At 71.3% G+C, this 17,936-nt stretch carries 13 protein-coding genes and 1 pseudogene; 3 read left to right on the top strand and 11 right to left on the bottom strand.

Going from position 1 to position 17,936, the window contains the following annotated elements:
- The first annotated feature begins 248 nt into the window (after positions 1–248).
- Positions 249–1,433 carry a type III polyketide synthase gene (locus tag ACIGYR_RS28750; RefSeq protein ID WP_399607062.1) on the top strand — a complete coding sequence of 395 codons (1,185 nt, stop codon included), beginning with the start codon at positions 249–251 and terminating at the stop codon, positions 1,431–1,433.
- A 200-nt stretch (positions 1,434–1,633) separates the two neighbouring features.
- Here ACIGYR_RS28750 and ACIGYR_RS28745 read toward each other — a convergent pair whose 3' ends face one another.
- The 3 genes from ACIGYR_RS28745 to ACIGYR_RS28735 form a co-directional block, all read right to left on the bottom strand.
- On the bottom strand, positions 1,634–3,796 hold the full coding sequence (locus ACIGYR_RS28745; protein ID WP_399607059.1) for a SpoIIE family protein phosphatase: 2,163 nt from the start codon (positions 3,794–3,796) through the stop codon (positions 1,634–1,636).
- 360 nt (positions 3,797–4,156) lie between these two features.
- Positions 4,157–6,178, bottom strand: a complete 2,022-nt coding sequence (locus ACIGYR_RS28740) for a non-reducing end alpha-L-arabinofuranosidase family hydrolase (RefSeq protein ID WP_399607057.1) — start codon at positions 6,176–6,178, stop codon at positions 4,157–4,159.
- A 297-nt stretch (positions 6,179–6,475) separates the two neighbouring features.
- On the bottom strand, positions 6,476–7,441 hold the full coding sequence (locus tag ACIGYR_RS28735) for an alpha/beta hydrolase family protein (protein ID WP_399607055.1): 966 nt from the start codon (positions 7,439–7,441) through the stop codon (positions 6,476–6,478).
- Between the two features lie 159 nt (positions 7,442–7,600).
- Between ACIGYR_RS28735 and ACIGYR_RS28730 the strand changes: the two genes are divergently transcribed.
- A complete protein-coding gene (locus ACIGYR_RS28730) occupies positions 7,601–8,197 on the top strand; it encodes a TetR/AcrR family transcriptional regulator (RefSeq protein ID WP_399607052.1) in 597 nt (198 codons plus the stop codon).
- 160 nt (positions 8,198–8,357) lie between these two features.
- Positions 8,358–8,686, top strand: a pseudogene (locus ACIGYR_RS28725) (hypothetical protein); the annotation flags it as partial.
- Positions 8,687–8,858: 172 nt separating this feature from the next.
- Here the strand turns inward: ACIGYR_RS28725 and ACIGYR_RS28720 are convergent.
- From ACIGYR_RS28720 to ACIGYR_RS28685, 8 genes are read right to left on the bottom strand one after another with little or no spacing between them, the layout of a single operon-like run.
- A complete protein-coding gene (locus ACIGYR_RS28720) occupies positions 8,859–10,337 on the bottom strand; it encodes a hypothetical protein (RefSeq protein ID WP_399607050.1) in 1,479 nt (492 codons plus the stop codon).
- Between the two features lie 47 nt (positions 10,338–10,384).
- Positions 10,385–12,166, bottom strand: a complete 1,782-nt coding sequence (locus ACIGYR_RS28715; RefSeq protein WP_399607048.1) for a carbamoyltransferase — start codon at positions 12,164–12,166, stop codon at positions 10,385–10,387.
- Positions 12,163–12,438, bottom strand: a complete 276-nt coding sequence (locus ACIGYR_RS28710; RefSeq protein ID WP_400014334.1) for a hypothetical protein — start codon at positions 12,436–12,438, stop codon at positions 12,163–12,165. The genes ACIGYR_RS28715 and ACIGYR_RS28710 overlap by 4 nt, the downstream gene beginning before the upstream one ends.
- Positions 12,435–12,617 (bottom strand): hypothetical protein, encoded by a 183-nt coding sequence (locus ACIGYR_RS28705; protein ID WP_391843844.1) that lies wholly within the window; start codon positions 12,615–12,617, stop codon positions 12,435–12,437. Before ACIGYR_RS28705 ends, ACIGYR_RS28710 begins: the two co-directional genes overlap by 4 nt.
- Positions 12,614–13,429: a hypothetical protein gene (locus ACIGYR_RS28700; protein WP_399607042.1), complete on the bottom strand. Its 816-nt coding sequence runs from the start codon at positions 13,427–13,429 to the stop codon at positions 12,614–12,616. Before ACIGYR_RS28700 ends, ACIGYR_RS28705 begins: the two co-directional genes overlap by 4 nt.
- Complete coding sequence (locus ACIGYR_RS28695) at positions 13,426–14,886, bottom strand: histidine phosphatase family protein (protein ID WP_399607040.1); 1,461 nt, start codon at positions 14,884–14,886, stop codon at positions 13,426–13,428. The genes ACIGYR_RS28700 and ACIGYR_RS28695 overlap by 4 nt, the downstream gene beginning before the upstream one ends.
- A gap of 10 nt (positions 14,887–14,896) precedes the next feature.
- Positions 14,897–16,369 carry a B12-binding domain-containing radical SAM protein gene (locus ACIGYR_RS28690; RefSeq protein ID WP_399607038.1) on the bottom strand — a complete coding sequence of 491 codons (1,473 nt, stop codon included), beginning with the start codon at positions 16,367–16,369 and terminating at the stop codon, positions 14,897–14,899.
- Between the two features lie 26 nt (positions 16,370–16,395).
- Entirely contained in the window at positions 16,396–17,814 is a 1,419-nt protein-coding gene (locus ACIGYR_RS28685; protein ID WP_391843852.1) for a radical SAM protein, read from the bottom strand.
- Between the last annotated feature and the right edge of the window lie 122 nt (positions 17,815–17,936).

Here is a 17,936-nt window from a genome sequence, read left to right as displayed (position 1 = left end):
TCACGGCGGCTGGCACTCCCCGTCCTGCGGAGCCCTTTTGAGGGCTGTTGCGACGGTGTGTGCCGTATCACGCCCCCAGAGGGCGCCCAAGTTGTCTGCATCACAGCGGAAATGTCCCTTTGGTGGCCATGCTCGACAGGGACAGCGACCCGCGAAGCGGAGCCCATCGGCATGGGCACGCCGCTCCGGAGTCGCGCATGAGCAGCCCTCGTCAAGTTCCCCCTCGTTCCCCTGGAAAGGTGCGCATCATGGCCGCTTACCTCTGCCCTCCTGCCGTGATACACGGCGAGCACGCCGTGGAGACCAGCCAGATCGTGGCGGAGGTGCGCGAGCGCCACCCGCACGCGGCGTGGGCGCCGCGCATCGACGGCATCGCGGCCGCCACGGGCATCGAGACCCGCGGCTGGATGCTGCCGCTGGAGGCCGCCGTCGCGCCGGGCGACGGCAGCGGCCTGCGGGGTGTCGGCACCGGAGCCGTTCAAGAGGCGCTGGCACGCGACGGGTTCACCCCACAGGACGTGGACCGCGTGATCACCGCGCTCGAGGCGATACCCGCGCCCCAGACCGTTCAGGAGCGCACCGCGCCGGCCTGGGAGGCCGTGCAGTCCTACGGGGAGCGTGCTGCGCGCGGTGCCCTGCAGATCGCCGGGCTGGACGCCGCGGACATCGACTGTCTGATCACCAGTCACTCCACCACCCCGGCACTGCCGGGCCTGGACATCGCCCTGGCCAACAAGCTTCCGCTCCGCGACGACGTGATGCTGCTGCCGGCCACGCAGTGGGCCTGTGTCGCGGGGACGCGCTCCCTGGCCCTGGCGGCGGAACTCGTGGCCGCGGACCCCGACCGGGTGGTCCTGGTCGTGATCGCGGAGGCGCTGAGCACGACCTATCAGCCCGCGGACGACACCCTCGAGTCCCTGATCGTCCGGTTGTTGTTCGCGGACACGGCGGTCGCCGCGGTGGTCACGGGTCGCCCGCGGCGCGAGTCGGCGCTGCGGCTGGACGCCGCCTGGCACCACACCCTGCCCGGCACCCAAGACCTGCACCGCCTGGTCACGCGGGCGGACGGCACCCACTTCGTGATGGACCGGCGCGGGCCGCGCGCCGTACAGGAGACGGTCACCGCCATGTGGGAGTGGCTGCGCGTCCGTTACCAGGACGACCCCGACTCCTGGCACCCGGATGTGCTGCTCGCGCACCCCGGCGGGACCCGGGTGCTGGAGTACATGGAGCAGACGATGCCCGACGCGTGGCCGTCGGGACTGCTGGACCACAGCCGGGACAGTTACGCCAGCGGCAACCGCGGAGGCGCCGCCGTGTTCGACATCCTCAGGCGGGCGCACGACGCCGGGCAGAGGTCCGGTGACCGGGCCGTCCTGTACGCGGCGGCACCGGGCCTCACCGCCACCGCGCTGGAAGGGCAGTGGCTGTAGTGAGAGCCCCTGCCACCCGCACCGGCGAACAGGCGGCCCGCATCACCGGACACGCCACCGGTTGCGCTGAGGGCGCCGCCCGTGCCGTCGAGGTCATCGGCTGACGCGTACGCCGGCCGCACCCCGCGCGCGCTCGCCCGACGCCGGCCGCACCCCGTGCGCGCTTGCCTATGCCGGCCGCACCCCGCCCCGCAGCCGCGTCACCGCGCGACTTCCGCCCAGATCACCTTGCCGGTGTCCGTCCATCGCACCCCCCACCGGGTGGTGAGCCTGTGCACGACGCGCAGGCCCCGACCGCCGTCGTCGAGGAGGCCGCCCCGGCTCAGACGTGGCCTGCCGTTGCCGGTGTCGCCGACCTCGCACAGCAGGCCGTGACCGGACCTGATCAGCCGTACCGTGATGGGACCGGTCGCGAAGCGCACCGCGTTGGTGACCAGCTCGCTGACGAGCAGCAGCGTGTTGTCCCGGGTGTCGTCCCTGGTGTGCCATCGCCGCAGCAGCGCGGAGACCTGGGCGCGGGCACGGGCAGGGGCGTCGTCGCGGGCGGGCAGCCGCCAGGTCACGGTGTCGCCCTTGCGGTAACCGATCATCCGCGCGAGCAGCAGGGTCACGTCGTCGCGCTGGCGCACGGGTGCCAGCGTGGAGACGACGTGCCGTGCGGCCTGCTGCAGGGCGTCCCAGGGGTGCACCGCGGACACGGCGTCCGCCAGCCTGGCGATGCCCTCGTCGATCGACACGGCCGGATCCTCCACCAGGCCGTCGGTGTAGAGGGCGAGCAAGGAGCCCGGAGGCGCGCCGAACACGTGCACGTCGAACGGCTCCCGCAGCGCGAACTCGGCGCCCAGGCCAGGATGAGGGCGGACCGCGAGCGGGCCGGCGTGCCCGTCCGGGGAAACCAGGACCGGGGGCAGGTGGCCGGCGCTGGACAGGGCCACGTGGTGGCTGACCGGGTCGTACAGGGCGATGCAGCAGGTCGACCCGAGGGCGCTGTAGCCGGCCGCCAGCCCGGACTCCGCGTCGTCCAGCAGCGTCACGGTCTCGTCCAGGTGCTCCAGCACCTCATCGGGTGCCAACCCCGCGGACAGCAGCGCGCGGGCCTCCATGCTCAGCTGGCCCATGGTCGCCGCGGCGCCCAGGCCGTGCCCGACGACGTCACCGACCACCAGCGCGGTACGGCCGTCCGGCAGCGGAAAGCTGTTCACCCAGTCGCCGCCGACGCCCGCGCTGTCGGGGGTGGCGGGTTGGTAGACGCTGGCGATCTCGATGGTGTGGCCGCCGGTCCGGGGCAGCAGCCGGCGCTGCAGCGCCAGCACCTGGGTGTGCTCGCGCTGGTGCTGACGGGCCAGGTCCACGTGATGGGCGGTCCTGGCCACCAGTTCCTGCAGGTCGAACAGCTCGCTGTCACGGAAGGGGCAGTCCGCCCGCCGCCAGACCTCCGCCACGCCCAGTACGACCGGCGGCGAACCCTCCAGGACCAGGGGTATGCACGCCACACCCGCCGACCGGTCACCGGGCACCAGGGCACGTATCACTCGCGGGCTGCCGAGGACCCGCTCGACCGCCTCCCGGTCCGGTATGACGATGGCCTGCGGGGCATCGTCACGCCGTACCGCCTGCGCCAGCAGGCGACTCGCGTCGCCGGGAAGATCGTCGCCCGGAGTCACGTAGCCGTCGGGCCACGCCCGGTCCGGCACCAGAGCCGCCCGCCGCAGCCGGATGCGCCCCTGCGCCTGCCCGGTGACTCCCTCGCCCGTCCACACGGCGAAGTCGAGGTCGACGGCGGCCACGTCTCCCCAAGCCAGCAGGGACTCCGCCAGCGACTGCGCGGTTTCGCCGATGTCCAGCGAGGTGCCGATCGCGGTCTCGGCGGCGTACAGGTGCAGCCTCCTGGCCATGGCGATCAGGGAGACGGTCAGGCCCTCCTGAGGCGCCGCGGCCGGCAGGATGCTCATCGAGACCACCAGCTCCGACCCGTCACCACGCCGCAGGCGCTGGATCCGGGCGACGTGTGCCTCACCCATCTCCAGGACCTGCCGCAGCCGGCGTGTGACCGTCGGCACGTCCCCAGGGGGCAGGAGATCGGCGAAAGAACTCCCGGCCATGGCGTTGAGACCCGCGAACACGGGGGCGTCCAGATTGCAGCGGGTGACCCGCAGCTCCCTGTCCAGGTTGACCACGCCGAGAATCTGGTCCTGACGGTCGGCTGCCGGGTTGTCGGGTACGCGCTGGCGGGCGGTGCGATCGCCGGGCGTGTCGGCGGCAGAACCGTCCGCCGCCGCTCCGCCGCGCGGGATGTAACGCCCCAGGGCGCCGCTGACCAGGTCGAACGGCGAAGAAGGCGAGGGGGAGGGGGTGGAGTCCATGCGGCTCTCCCGGCAATCCCCGGCGCAGCGCCGGGGCCGTACTCGGACCCGTGCGACGGGGCCCCGAGATCCCTGACCGCACACCTCATTGAATAACAAAGGGGGTCGCTTCGACCACATCGCCGGGTCGCGCGGTGAACGCTGCCAGGGGCGATAAGCCGGGTCGCTCCGGCCTGCTCTCGCCGCGGGACCCGGGACCACCCCGCCACGGGGCCGGTGCGCTACGCCGAGTGACCCCTGTCGGTGCCACTCGGCAGGTCCGCCGGCAGTCAGGTCGGGCACCGCTCACGTACCCCGATCAGGACCTCCCCGCCGGTTTCCGAGGGGCGGGCCCCCGGCCTGAGCCGGGGGCCCGGTCGGTCAGCAGGTCGAGTCGGTCTGGGTGAGGAGGCCGAGCCGCCACGGGAGGAGGTTGTAGTCCCCGCCCGCGCCTGGGTCCATGCCCTGGTAGAGGTACTGGAGTCGGCAGGCGGGAATGGTGAGTGTCTGGTCGTAACCGGCCCGGATCATCTCGCCGTGGCTGATGTCCCGCGTCCAGGCGCCCGTGGGGAAGGTGACGTTGCCTGCTCGTGCGAACGGGTTGCTCTCGGACGCGGCCAGGGGCGTCCAGGAACCGGCGAGGCTGCCTGAGGTCCAGGAGCGGAAGTAGCGCCTGCCGTCCGATCCGATGGCCTCGACGAGGAGCAGGTACTGGTTGCTGCCCTGCACCTTGTAGACGTTGCTCGCTTCGAACAGGGCGTGTCTGTCGGAGTCCTGCGCCGCGATGACGGTGTTGGTGAACCCGTTCGGGAACTGGCCGACGGTGGTCTGCGAGCGGTAGAGGTGTCCGTTGTCGTCGGAGGAGAACAGGTAGCAGTTGGCGCTGTCGCAGATCACCCACATGTCGACCCAGTAGCCGCTGCCGATGTTCTGCCGGATGATGTCGGGCATCGACGAGTAGAAATCGCGGGGCGCGCTCCACCCGTTCGGGTTGCTGATGTCGGTGTTGGTGGAGTACGACGCGTTGCCGGTCTGGTAGACGAGGTACCACAGCTTCTGCGGCGCGTAGAAGAACACCTGGGGCGCGGCCCGGTATCCGCTGCCGATGGCCGTGCGGTCCAGATAGTGGTGCGTGGCCGAACCCGCCTGCGACCAGTTGCTGAAGCTCAGGTACACCAGGTTGTAGCCGGAGGAACTGGCGACGCTGGCGAACACGTGGTACTTGCCGTTGTAGTACACGACCGAGGGGTCTTTGATTCCGGCGATGTGGTGGGTCGCGTCCGGCTTCGGTGAGATCAGCGCGCCGCTGGAACTCCAGGAGAAGCGGGCGGGCAGTGCGGCGGCGGGCCGGGCGGAAAGGGCGTCGGCCTGCCGCGTCGCGGCCGAGCCGCCCAGCGCGGTGAGCACAGACTGGTACGCCGGTTTCTTGTTGCCGTTGCGGTCGAACAGCAGGGGGTTCTCGCCGCTGCGCCAGGAGTCGCTGTCGCGGATGCCCCAGACGGTGATGCCGGTGCAGCGCGCGACGTTCATGCATGCCTTGACCGTGTTCGCGTACGCGGCCGGCGACGCCTGGGCGATGTCCAGCTCGGTGATCTGGACGTCCACGCCGAGGGCGGCGAAGTTCGACAGCGTCGTCCGGAAGCCGGCGGGCGGGCCGCCGGTGCCGAAGTGGGCCTGGAAGCCGACGCAGTCGATGGGCACGCCGCGTGCCTTGAAGTCGCGCACCATGCGGTAGACACCCTGCGTCTTCGCGGCGTTCCAGTCCTCGATGCCGTAGTCGTTGTAGCAGAGCCTGGCCGACGGATCGGCCGCCCGGGCCGTGCGGAACGCCTGCTCGATGAAGCCGTCGCCCAGCAGGTTCTGGAACACCGAGGGGCGGTGCCGGCCGCTGCCGTCGTCGGCGAAGGCCTCGTTGACCACGTCCCAGGAGTGGATCCGGCCCCTGTAGTGGTTCATCAGGGTGGTGATGTGGTTGCTCATCACGCTGCGCAGTGTGCCTGCGTCCGTGATGGAGCCGACCCAGCCGGGCAGTTGGGAGTGCCAGACCAGGGTGTGGCCGCGTACGCGCTGACCGCGGGACGTCGCCCGGTTGACGATCTGGTCGGCGGGGCCGAAGTTGAACGAGCCGCGGGACGGCTCGGTCGTGTCCCACTTCATCTCGTTCTCGGGTGTGACCGAGTTGAACTCACGGTCCAGGACGCTGGTGTACGTGCCGTCGCCGAGCCTGCCGGCGGCCACGGCGGCTCCGAAGTACCGTCCGGACTGGGCCGCTTGAGTGCCCAGAGTGGATGCCTGGACGGCGTCGGTCGAGCCGGTCGCGGTCCCTGGCGTCATCAGGACGGTCGCCGCCAGCAAGCCCAGGACCGGGGCTCGGCGACCGCTGAGCCGTTTCAGCCAGTTCATGGTTCTCCTCGGTGGGGAGTCGGGGTGTGCGTCCGACGGGCCGGTTCAGGGCGTGGACAGCTCGAACCGCGTGACGTGGACCGCGCCGCCGAGTGCCTGCGTGGCGTGACGGATGAGGGCGAACCGGCAGCCCGGTGTGCGAAATATCGAACTCAGGTCGACCAATCGAGCATCTTGGATGATAGGGGGTGGCCGACCAGCGTCAATCCCTCTCGCAGGATTCGCCTTTCACTTCGAAACATTCGAAATGGACGGACGCTGAGTCAGTGCACGTCAGGAAGACGGTCCTTGCCCGGCTTACTTGGATTCGACTCGGGCGAGCGGGACGGGACCGGCCGTCACCGCGTCACGCGCCGCCTGCCAGGCGGGGTCCGCGGGGTACAGCTGGGTGCGGAGGTAGGCCGAGGTGAGCCGCGCCACCACGGCCACCCGCTCGGGGTTCTCGTCCGTGGTCTCGGCGACGTCGTATCCGGAGATCCCGCCGAGCCCGTGCCCGGCGTCGAACAGGGTGAGCAGGGTCTTGGGGCCGGGGGCGAGGGTGTAGGGGTCGGCGTGCCAGTCTGGACCCATGTCCGTGAAGTGCCGGGAGTCGTCCTTGTCACCGGCGACGACCAGCGCGGGTGTGGTCATCGTGGAGAAATCCGTGGTCCGGAAGAACGGCACGTTCGCCGCCCATGGCCCGTTCAGCGCATCGCCGCCCCTGCCGGGTGCGGCCAGCAGTACGCCGGCCTTGATCCGGGGCTCGATGAGGTTCACTTCCTGCCCGTCGTCGGGGTCGGTGAGCCGGGCGCCCAGCAGGAGGGCGGCGGTGTGGCCGCCCATCGAGTGTCCGGCGACGGCGACCTTGCCGTGGTCGATGCGCCCGGCGAGTTGCGGCACGGCGGCCTCGATCGCGTCGAGCCGGTCGATGAGGTGCGTCATGTCCTCGGCGCGTGAGCGCCAGAACAGGGACGCTCCGGGCGCGGTGTCGGTGTGCAGGTGGCTCAGTGTCCTGGAGCTGAGGTGTGTGGGCTGGATGACGACGAAGCCGTGCGCCGCCCAGAAGTCGGCGAGCGGTGCGTAGCCGTTCAGTGAGGAGAGATTGTTCGAGGGGCCTTGGCCGTGGGAGAGAAGGATGACGGGCAGGCCGTCTCCGGTCACGGGTGCGGAAACACGCGCCCGGAGGTCCACGGGACGTCCGGGCACGGGCAGCACCAGTGGGCTGTACGAGAGGACGGGCGTGGGTGAGCTGAATGCGTCGGACATGGAGGCTGATCCACTCATGGTTGCTGCTGTCCTTTCGACGGCGCGCCCGCTGTCGGCCGGGGACGGGGAGACGCGCGGGAGTGTCCGGCTTCCGCTAGGGTGGGAACCGGATCACTGTTCCACTTATTTATACGGAACGCTGTTCCGTTTCGTCAACGCCATCGGAAGGAGAGCGCGGTGCCCACTGAAGGCCACTCCGGGCGGGTGCCGGCCCGAAGCAGGCGGGCCGACGCGGTGCGCAACCAGCAGACGTTGCTCGCCGCCGCCGCCGAGGTGTTCGTGACCTCGGGCGTCAACGCGCCGATCCGTGAGATCGCGGCCCGGGCGGGCGTCGGGCTGGGCACGATCTACCGCCACTTCCCGACCCGGGCGGACCTCGTCGTCGCCGTCTACCGCCACCAGGTCGAGGCATGTGCCGAGGCCGGACCGAGCCTGCTGGCCCGCACGGACTCCCCGCTCTCCGCGCTGCGCCAGTGGATCGACCTCTTCGTGGACTTCCTGGTCACCAAGCACGGACTCGCGAACACGCCGCAGTCGGACAGCAGTGGCTTCACCGCGCTGCACACCTACTTCGTCGACCGCCTGGAGCCCGTCTGCGCACAGCTGCTCGACGCCGCGGTCGAGGCCGGGGAAATCAGGCCGGGCACGCAGCCCTATGAGCTGATGCGCGGCATCGGCAACCTGTGCATCGGGCATGACGGCGACCCTCGCTTCGACCCCCGCCGCCTGATCGACCTGCTCCTGGCGGGACTGCAGCGACCGCAGCCATCCTGATGCCGACGCCATCGAAGCGACCCGCGGCATCGACCGCTCGGAGAAACCGGGGTGGCGGGTCGTCCGGTGACCCGTCCCGTCCGGTCACCCGTCATCACTGCCGGCCCTGGCCGACGACGGCTCGCAGCCGGACCACGCCGCGGGGCGCACCGTGCCCGGGACGGTCATGACCGTGGGGATCGGGGTGCTCGTCCGCTACGGGGGCTTGCCCGTCATCAACTGGGTGTGGGCGCTGTTCATCCTCAACGACCGGGTGTTCGCCTCCCGCACACGAACCCCGCCGCATGCCACGGAGTACGGGACGTTGTCCCGGCTCGTCGCTTCGGTCGCCACCGTGGGCGGCGCGCTGGGAGCAGGCTTGGAGAGCGACGAGGCGATCCGGGCGGCCGCCTACTCCAGGCGGCGATCCGGGCGGCCGCCTACTCCAGGCGCGAACAGGAACGTCGCCACCTGCTTCAGGACGACCACGGCGACCAGCCCCCGGAGTGAACCGATACCGGCGCACACGGCTCCCGGCCGCGCGTGCCGGGCTCACCGCTCACCGCCTGACCTCCGCCGGACGTGGCCGGAGTGCCGGCGCCACCAGTGGCCCGACGCCGCCCCTCCCGCGCCATGCCGCCCGCGGCAGCCCGGGGCCAGGCGCAGACCACGTAGGCCCTCTTCACCTCCCCCGTGCTGACTCGGTGCTGACCGCCGGCTGCCGCAGCGCCCTCGCGAGGGCGTCGGCGAGTACGGACGCGCCGTGTGCGGACGGATGGACTCCGTCGAGGAAACAGGGGGCCTCCTCGTCCGCGCAGGCTGTGGACAGGTCCAGGAAGGTCGCGGTCGGGAACCGCGTGGACAACTCGGCCAGACCCTGCCGGTAGACCTGGTAGACGGAGGCGATCGAGTCGGCGTAGGCGTCGAAGAGTTCGGCGCGGCCGGGCTGTCCGGCCCGGCCGGTGAAGGCGAAGTCGTAGTGCGAGGTGACCCAGTCCCGGGTGAACGCGGTGCCCAGCGCCGGCTGGAGCAGCGAGTGCGGTTGCAGCGCACACACGAAGTGGATGCCCTGTTGCTCGCAGACGGTCGCCATCAGAGCCTGGTTGTCCAGCCACAGGGAAGCGCGCAGCCGTGCCCCCGAGCGCGGGAAGACGGCGGAGTCCAGATGCGGCAGGCTTCGGACGACCGAGGGTCTGCGGGCGAAGGGGACGTGCGTCTCGTCGATCTCGTGCGGGGCGTGGATCCTCAGGTAATGGTGGTAGTCGGAGAAGGTCCAGTTCAGCACCTGCGCCCCTGGTCCATTGACCAGGTCCATGGCGAACAGGGTGTTGAAGTCGTTCCATCCGGAGAGCGTCACCACGCTGTCGGGCCGGGCGTAACGCAGCCGGTAGAGAAGCATCGCGGACTCGCCGCGCGACCACCCTCCCGGCACGGCGAAACTGAGCACCTCCAGCCCGTCGTCCGCGCCACCGAGGCGTCGGTGGAGGCGCGCGGGGACGGTGGCGGCGTTGTCCGGCAGGCCGAGCCCGTACAGCGCGCTGCCACCCAGCATGATCACCCGGCGCCGGGTGGACGGTTCCAGATCGGCGGGCTCCGCCATCCCGGGTACGCGCAGGAAGCCCAGCGGGCTCACCTCCAGCGCGCCCCGTGCGTCGACACCGGCGAAGTCGCCGCCCCTGGGCAGGTGGCGGCCGGCCACCGGATCGAACAGCTCCGCCGGCGGGGCGGTCTCCCGGCGGCCGTGTCCCGTCCCGCGGTCGCGGAACAGGGCGGCCAGCAGGGCCGCCCGCCCGTACCGGGTCACCTCACCGCGTCCGTGCATGAGCAGCAGCTCGCGCACCGGGACCGAGAGGGCCAACCGGACCGCCGCCCCGCGGTCGACCGTTCCGCCGTCGTTACGGAAGACCAGCAGACCGGTCACTCCCGCAGCGCGTACCGCTCGCCTGCTCTCCCGGGTGAGCAGGCCGGCGCCGATCTCCGTCTGGGGAAGGACCAGGACCGGCAGCCGGAGCCGGCCGAGGGCGTGTTCCGCCCGCTCCCGGTCGCCCGCCACCGTGTCCGGCAGGATGAGCAGCGCAGGGCGTCGCCCGTCACGTTCGAGCCGTTCCAGCGCCACCTCGATCCCGCGGGGCCAGCCGGTGCACAGCAGCGCGGTGGTCATCAGTAGTCCTTCTCCTCCTGCGGCGGACGGCGTCCGGTCCGGTCGGGTCAGTCGAGCGGCAGGCTGTCGTGGGCCAGTTCGGCCGACTGGTCGGCCTGACGGAACAGGTGGTCGCCGATGACCAGCAGATCCATACCCGTGCGCAGGAAGCACCGGTAGGCGTCGTCGGCGGTGGCGACCACCGGCTCGCCCCGGACGTTGAAGCTGGTGTTCACCAGGGCGGCACAGCCGGTGCGGGCGCGGAAGGTGTCGATCAGCCGCCAGAAGCGGGGGTTGTCCGCCGCCTCGACGGTGTGGTGCCGGGCGGTGCCGTCGACATGTGTGGCGGCGGGGATGGGCGAGCCGTCGTCGCCCTGGCGGACCCGGGTGGTCAGCAGCATGTAGCGGGAGGGCACGGCGGGCTCCAGGTACTCGTCCGCCGCCTCCGCCAGGAGCGAGGGCGCGAACGGGCGGAAGTCCTCCCTGGCCTTGATCCTGGAGTTCAGCCAGGACTTGGCGTCGGCGTTGCGCGGATCGGCCAGGATGCTGCGGTTGCCCAGCGCCCGGGGACCGAACTCCATCCGCCCCTGGACCCAGCCGACCACCTTCCCCTCGGCCAGCTCCCCGGCCACCTCCTCGGCCAGTTTGCCGAAGTCGTCGTACGACGTGCAGTGCGCGCCGTACCGGTGCACCAGGTCGGCGACGGCGCCGTCGGGTATGTCCGGGCCCAGGTGGGCGGCCTTCATCCCGTCCGGAACGGGGGCGGACGGCCGCGGTCCGCGCAGTGCCAGATGGTGGGCGGCGAGGGCGGCGCCCACCGCGCCGCCGGCGTCTCCGGCGGCGGGCTGGATCCACACCCGGTCGAACCCGGCCTCGTGCAGCACCCGTGAATTGGCCACGCAGTTGAGCGCGACACCGCCGGCCAGGCACAGTGCGTCGGCGCCGGTGCGCTCCCGCGCGTGGCGTGCGAGACGCACCATCACCTCCTCGGTGACCTGCTGCACGGCGAGCGCGAGGTTGGCGTACCGCTCCGCACCGCCGGTCTCCGGCTTGCGGCGCTCCATCCCGAACAGCCGCTCCCAGCGCCGTACGTCGATGATGGTGCCGCCACGGTGGAAGGAGAAGTACCGCATGTCGAGGACGAACGAGCCGTCCTCGCGCACGTCGACGAGCCGTTGCAGGATCAGTTCCCGCAGGGCGTGGGTCTGCGCGGAACCGGGGTCGCCGTAGGCCGCCAGGCCCATCAGCTTGTACTCGCCGCTGTCCACCCTGAACCCGCAGAAATGGGTCACCGCCGAGTACAGCAGGCCGAGGGAGTGCGGGAAGACCTGCTCGGCCAGGGCGGTGATGCGCGCTCCCTCGCCGAGGAAGATGCCGGTGGTCGCCCACTCGCCCACCCCGTCGACGGTGAGGACGGCGGCACGCTCGAACGGGGAGGGGTAGTACGCGCTCGCCGCGTGCGAGAGGTGGTGCCTCGACCACAGGATAGGCAGATCCGCGGGCAGTCCGGCGGAGTGCAGCCCCGCGCGGATCCGCCGCTCCGTGCCGTCGGGACGCGCGATGCCGCCGCGTACGGCGAGCCGGAACGCCTCGGCCCCGCCCGGCGCGGCGCCGAGCAGACTCCAGCGGACACGGTGGCGCTTGAGCCAGGGGGACTCGTAGTAGGCGACCGCGTCCACCGCGCCGGGTGCCTGGTCGAGCAGATAGGTCAGGGCACGCCGGGGGAAGGCGGGGTCGTGCTTGCGCCGTGAGAAGCGCTCCTCCTGCGCGGCGGCGACGAGTTCGCCGTCGACGACCAGCGCCGCGGCGCTGTCGTGGTAGAAGGCCGAGATACCCACGATGGCGGTCATGGCCGGACCCGTCCCTTCGGCCTGCGATGGCGGTGGCAGGAGCGTTCGCCGGGTGAGGTCCCCGCCCGACCGGACAGGAAGTCGTTCGGTCCGTACTCCCGGTCCAGTCGGCGCAGGGCCGAGCCGGGACCGGCGCGGAAGGCCCGCAGGGCGAGTGGGTCGCGTGCGCCGCCGAGACGCCGGAGAAACGACAACGGGGTGATCACGGTGTAGTACGCGGCACAGGTCAGGGCGTACGGCACGGTGGACGCGGCCCGGTCGGCGCGGCTCACCACAGCGGGTAGCTGTCGCCGCTGCGGTTGCGCGCCCGCCGGAACCGGATCAGATCCGACTCCGCGCGTTCCCGGGCGGACGCGCGTGCTCCGGGGACGATCCGTCTGGCCGCCGCCGAAAGCGCGCGGAAGCAGAGGTCCGACGCTGCGCGGACGCTCCTGCCCAGCATGCTGTTCATCGTGTGCCACTCCTTGCCACTCGTTGCGAACGGTCCGTCCCGGCTGCGGGCGTGGCCAGCAGGCCGAAGTCGGTCACCTGGCCGGCGAGCGCCTCCGCCCGGGCGGTGGTGGGGGCCTCGAGGGGAAGGCCGTCGCGGTCGTAGAGGGCGGCCAGCGTCGCCCGTACGGCGAATCCCGGATCGTCCCGGCCGGCGAGCCGGGCCAGGAAGACCGCGATGTCGTCGAAGGCGATGACCCAGCGGCGCGGCACGGCCACCCGGACCACCCGTCCGGCCGAGGGCTCCAGCGGCGACCAGTGGGTGGGCCTGCGGGTGCCCATCGCCGCGGCATCCGCGGCCCACACGTCGAGCGCCGTCTCGATGCGCTGCCGGCTCCAGCCGTGCCACGGCCCGGGACCGGGCGTGAACACGGCGTGGGGGCCGCGTCCGGCGAGCACGAGCAGCTGGGAGGCGGCCTGGTCGGGGGTGTCGGGGCTGTGCGCGAGGTTGCCGTACAGGACGTCGCTGTGGGCGCGGCGCAGCGTGGTCTTGACCTCCACCACGCGTGCGCAGGCGTCCCGGCCGCTCACCCGCACGTACTCGGCGGGCCTGCCGATCAGGTAGCGACGGATGATGCCGGCGGTGAGCGGACGTCGCTCCGGATCGACCTGCGGGTAGATCCCGGCCACCTGGCTTTCCGTCAGCCGGACGGGCACGCGGCTCGTCACGGTGAGGCCGGCACGCCGCACGGCGTCGACGGCGTGGTCGGCCAGTCCTCTCTCCAGCGCGTCGGGCTTGAGGAGCAGGAACGAGTCCTCGGTGGGTGGGGTCATCGGGTACGACTGCCTTTCTCCTGGTCGAGCGCCGTCAGCCCGGTCAGGGCCGCGCGGTAGAGCGCGGCGTGCCGTTCGCTGCCCTCGGTGCCGGCGGCTTTGGGGGCGGCGAGGAAGAACCACAGGCCCAGCAGGAGCCGGACCCGGACGAGGTGCCGCAGCTCCCGGGCGTGGTCCGAGTCGCCTCCGAGCAACCGGGCGTGGGGTCTTTCGTGCGGTGCCGCCCACTGCCCGGCGGCGTAGAGCGCGGAGGCGCCGACCAGGGCGCAGGCCGGCCCGAGCAGCCGGGGACCCGGGCAGAGCGAGTCCAGGTCGATCCGCACCAGCTGCCCCGCCTCCGTGCGTACGGTGTTGTCGCGGTGGAGGTCGAAGTCCGCTACGCGGGAACGCTCGTGGAGCAGCTTCCGCAGCCTGCCGTCGCTGGTGAGGGCGCGCAGCTGCCGCACCGCCTCGTTGTCCGGTCCGCGCAGCGCGATGTCGATGCGGTCGCCGAGCGACCGGACCCCGGTGAACGCCTCGGTGCCCACCGCTGTCGCGAGCCGTTCGTTGAACTGCTGGTAGAAATTCAGGAGTTCCCACTCCTCGTCGTGCCCCAGGCGGTGGCCGACGGTGGCACCGGGCACGAACCGGCGCACGGTGATGGCCGAGCCGTCACCGCGGGCAGCTGCCGCCAGCAGTGGGGGAGTGCCGGTCGCGGTGCTCACGGCGTGCTGGACGGCGCGGTAACGGCCCAGCCGTCCCTCGGCTCCGAGGCCGGGAACCAGCTTGACCACGAACTCCGGGGCCGGGCCGGCGCCGTCGTCGGGACCCGGAGTGACCCGGTGGGCCGCGGGCCGCCACGGCTGGTTCAGCCGCTCCGGCCGAAGAGCCGTCCAGGGGTCGGTCAGCAGATGGGTGTCCCCGTGGCCGATCGCCACGGGGGTGGTGCGCGGCCGCCGCCGCGCGGTGTTCACCAGGCTGCGCAGGAACGCGGCGTGCGTCACCACGAGTTGGGTACGGCCGTACAGATCCGCTCCGCCGGGGCCCGTCGCGGCCGCGAGGAAGGCGATGGCCCTGGCCTGGAGCCGGTCGCCCGGCTCGGCCCCGGGGATGGCATCCAGGTCGCCGCGTGCCTTCCACACCCGGTGGTGCTCGGGGACGAGCCGCGCGGCCTCGGCGTGGGTGAGCCCCTCCAGCACCCCGGCGCCCGCTTCCGCGAGCAGTTCCGTGCTCGTCACGGGAAGACCCAGCCGGCGTCCGGCCGCGGCCGCGGTCGACCGGGCGCGCACCGCGTCGCTGCTCCAGATCGTGCGGATCCCGGCGTCGTCCGCGAGGTCCGCGGCCCAGCGGCCGGCCTCGGCGGCTCCGGCCGTGGTCAGCGGCGGCGAGGCGATGTCGCCCTGGATCCTGCCCTGTGCGTTCCACACCGACTCGGCGTGCCGGCGCACCATCAGCTGTACCGGGGTGTGTGCTGCCACGACCGTCCCCTCAGCCGGCGGCGGCCGTGACGGCGCCGACACCGTACGCGGCCCAGGCGGCCCGCCCCGCGTCCTGGCCCATGCGCAGGAAGGTCGAGCGGGCCTCCCGCGCGGCGGGGTCGGACAGGATCCGGCCGACCTGGGCGTCGAGTTCGCTGAACGGGGCGTCGAACACCCCCTGTTCGCGCAGGTGTGCGTGCAGGGAGGTGACGGCGCCCGCGTAGATGAGCATGTCCCGCAGTTCGCGTTCGTCGTAGCTGCTGGCCGAGACCACGCGCAGCTTCTCGTCCGCCTTGATCCAGATCTCGTCGTCGGTGCGGTCGAGCAGTTCGAACAGCTTGGTCTCCGGAATGGCCGTCAGATGGTAGGAGTGCACCGACCAGGGGCGCAGCTCCTCCACGGTGAACCGCAGTGACTCCCGCAGGCCCGCCATGTCGTCCCCGGGCAGCCCGACGATCAGCTCGGCGCGCCAGGGGATGCCCCGGGCGGTCAGGTGCGGGACGTACTTCATGATCTTCCCGAAGTGGTTGCCGCGCACGTGCTTGGGCACGCTCGGGTTGGTCGTCTGAAGCCCCATCAGCAGCTCTTCGATGTTGGACTCGACGAGGACGTCGACGAACTCGTCGTCGAGGAACTCCGGTCGCATGTAGGCGTTGATGGCGATGTCCGGGGCGAGGTCCCGGAACAGACGCAGGATCTCCTTGCCCCGGGCGGCCTTGCCGCCGAGGATCGGGTCGATCAGGAAGATGCGGCGGATCCCCCGGGCGCGCATGTTGACGATCTCGGTGCGCACGAAGTCGGTGTCGAAGGTGGCGAAGAACGGCAGGGTGTTGTGACCGCAGAAGCTGCAGTCGTAGATGCAGCCCCGCGCGGTCTCGTACCAGGTGAAGTCGGTCTCCACCGGATCACCCGCCAGGAGCGCCTCGAACTCCGGGCCGAACAGCTCGATGCCGTGCGGGAGCCGCCGGTCGCGCCGGTCGGGTACCGCGTGCCGGTAGGCGTCCCGGCGCTCCCGGCGAGCCGAGTACAGCGGTTGGGCCAGTCCGTTCTCCAGGTTGAGCCCAGTGAAGCCGGGGTCCGCGGCCCGCTGTTCACAGAGCCAGGTGAGCGGCTCCTCGCCCTGGCCCATGGCGAACACCGTTGCCTCGGGCCAGTCGGCGTGGGGCATGGCCCTCGTCTCCGGCCCCCCGCAGACCACCAGCGGGGCCTGGGGGGCGTTCGACAGCTCCACGGTCAGCTGCCGGGTCCGCTCCAGGGTCCAGATGTAGGCGGGGACGCCCACCACGTCGAACCCCTCGGCCAGCAGCGAGGCCCCGGCCGCCTGTGCCGACCAGCCCTGCTCGTCGAACGCCCGCAGCCGGATCTCCCACTCGGGGTGCTGACGGCTCAGGTAGGCGCCGAGTCGCATGGAGCTGAGCGCGTGGGTGATGGGGAACTCGGCGAAGCGCTGCGAGTCGTAGAAACTGACGAGCGCGACTCTCATGGGGGCTCCTCGGAGGGCAGGGGAGTTCACAGCGAGTGGCGTACGGCTATCTCGCGGAAGTGCCGCAGAGCCGTCGGGTCCTCCGGCGGTTCGGGCAGCTTCTTCTCGGGATGCCGGGCGAGGTAGTCCCGGGTGCACAGCGGGTCCTTGACCGCGCTGAAGTCTCCGGTGGTGCGCTCCGGGTCGAAGCGGCCGATCTGGACGATGCGGCGCGTGGTGCTGCCGGAGCGGCAGGAGCTGTAGATGTCGCAGCCGGAGCAGCCCTCGGGCTTCTCCAGAGCCTTCCAGAAGTCGGTGAGCTGCGTCGATCCGTTCCAGAAGTCCCGCAGACCGGTGAACTGGTCGTCGATGTTGCCGAGTTTGCGCGGGTGCATCAGGCACGGCGTGACGCTGCCGTCGGGGTTGAGCGCGATCAGCTCCTGACCGCCGATGCAACCGGACAGGCCCGGGATCCCGATGTCACCGCAACCGGCCATCGGATTGCTGACGTTGGTGATCGAGATCTGCGAGCCGTACGCCTTCTGCAACTGGCCGATGAACTCGATGGCCGCGTAGTACTCGTCCACCTGCTGGGAGTAGAAGCCCTGCTCGTGGTGGAGGCAGCGCTCCGGGTTGGCGAACTTCACCACGTCCGCGCCGGCGTCGATGCTCAGCTCGACCAGTGCTTCCAGCTCGGAGTAGGGCGTGGCCGGCGTGTACGTCGGCTTGACGCACACGCGCATGCCGGAGCCGGTCTCCTGCTTGCGGCGCACGGTGTGGCGCAGCGCGGCGACGACCTTGTCGAAGAGACCGGGGCCGCGCACCGCGCCGAACGTCTCCTCCGACGCGCCGTCGATGCTGAAGCTGACGGACTTGAGCCCGTTGCGGAGGATGATGTCCAGCGTCTCGTCGTCGATGAGGAGACCGTTGGTCGCCATCGACGTGTAGAGCCCCTGCTCACTTGCGCTGTCCAGGTAGTTCGCCAGGGCGCGTTTGTTGATGGTCGGCTCACCGCCCGCCAGATGGACGCGCATGACGCCCCACTGTGCGAGTTCGGCCATGAGTTCGCGTACGCGTTGTTCGCGCATCGTGGTCGGTCCGAGAAACTCGGCCGCGTAGCAGAACGAGTCCTGGCCGCATTTGTGCCGGGCGAGATTACACAGCCAGGTGTAGTCGAAGTAGATTTCCAGCGGTCCGCTGAGCCGGTCCTGGTAGGGGGATCGGATCTCCCTGACCCGGCCGTCCAGGCCCAGTTCGCGCAGGTCGTGCGCGAGGCTGTCGGGAAGTGACCCGTCGTCCCAGTCCTGGCCCGACCGCTTGCGTTCGACGGCTCGCGTGACGAGGGAGTTCTCGCCGCTCTCCCGAGGCAGGAAGAACGCGTGGCGGCGGTTGCTCCACAGCAGCGGTCCGCAGAATTCGTGACGTACGACGACGTCCACGGGCTCCAGTGGCTCGATGGTGGTCACGGGGGACCGGCGGACGACGGGATCCGCGAGAGGTATATGAGCGTTCACTTTGCTCCTGAGTGGCGTCGGGGCGGCCATCATGACAGAGCATCAGGCCAGCCATCAAGGTCTTGTGACACCAG

The sequence above is a fragment of the Streptomyces sp. NPDC053076 genome (genome assembly GCF_044546845.1).
GTDB lineage: Bacteria > Actinomycetota > Actinomycetes > Streptomycetales > Streptomycetaceae > Streptomyces.
The sequence above is the reverse complement of the archived record's forward strand: the minus strand, read 5'-3'. Positions and strand labels throughout refer to the sequence as shown.

Bases quoted from the DNA above. Each gene is read 5' to 3' on its own strand.
- ACIGYR_RS28720 (WP_399607050.1), bottom strand. From the start codon at position 10,337: ATGACCACCGCGCTGCTGTGCACCGGCTGGCCCCGCGGGATCGAGGTG.
- ACIGYR_RS28690 (WP_399607038.1), bottom strand. From the start codon at position 16,369: ATGAGAGTCGCGCTCGTCAGTTTCTACGACTCGCAGCGCTTCGCCGAG.
- ACIGYR_RS28745 (WP_399607059.1), bottom strand. From the start codon at position 3,796: ATGGACTCCACCCCCTCCCCCTCGCCTTCTTCGCCGTTCGACCTGGTC.
- ACIGYR_RS28705 (WP_391843844.1), bottom strand. From the start codon at position 12,617: ATGAACAGCATGCTGGGCAGGAGCGTCCGCGCAGCGTCGGACCTCTGC.
- ACIGYR_RS28700 (WP_399607042.1), bottom strand. From the start codon at position 13,429: ATGACCCCACCCACCGAGGACTCGTTCCTGCTCCTCAAGCCCGACGCG.
- ACIGYR_RS28735 (WP_399607055.1), bottom strand. From the start codon at position 7,441: ATGAGTGGATCAGCCTCCATGTCCGACGCATTCAGCTCACCCACGCCC.
- ACIGYR_RS28740 (WP_399607057.1), bottom strand. From the start codon at position 6,178: ATGAACTGGCTGAAACGGCTCAGCGGTCGCCGAGCCCCGGTCCTGGGC.
- ACIGYR_RS28715 (WP_399607048.1), bottom strand. From the start codon at position 12,166: ATGACCGCCATCGTGGGTATCTCGGCCTTCTACCACGACAGCGCCGCG.
- ACIGYR_RS28750 (WP_399607062.1), top strand. From the start codon at position 249: ATGGCCGCTTACCTCTGCCCTCCTGCCGTGATACACGGCGAGCACGCC.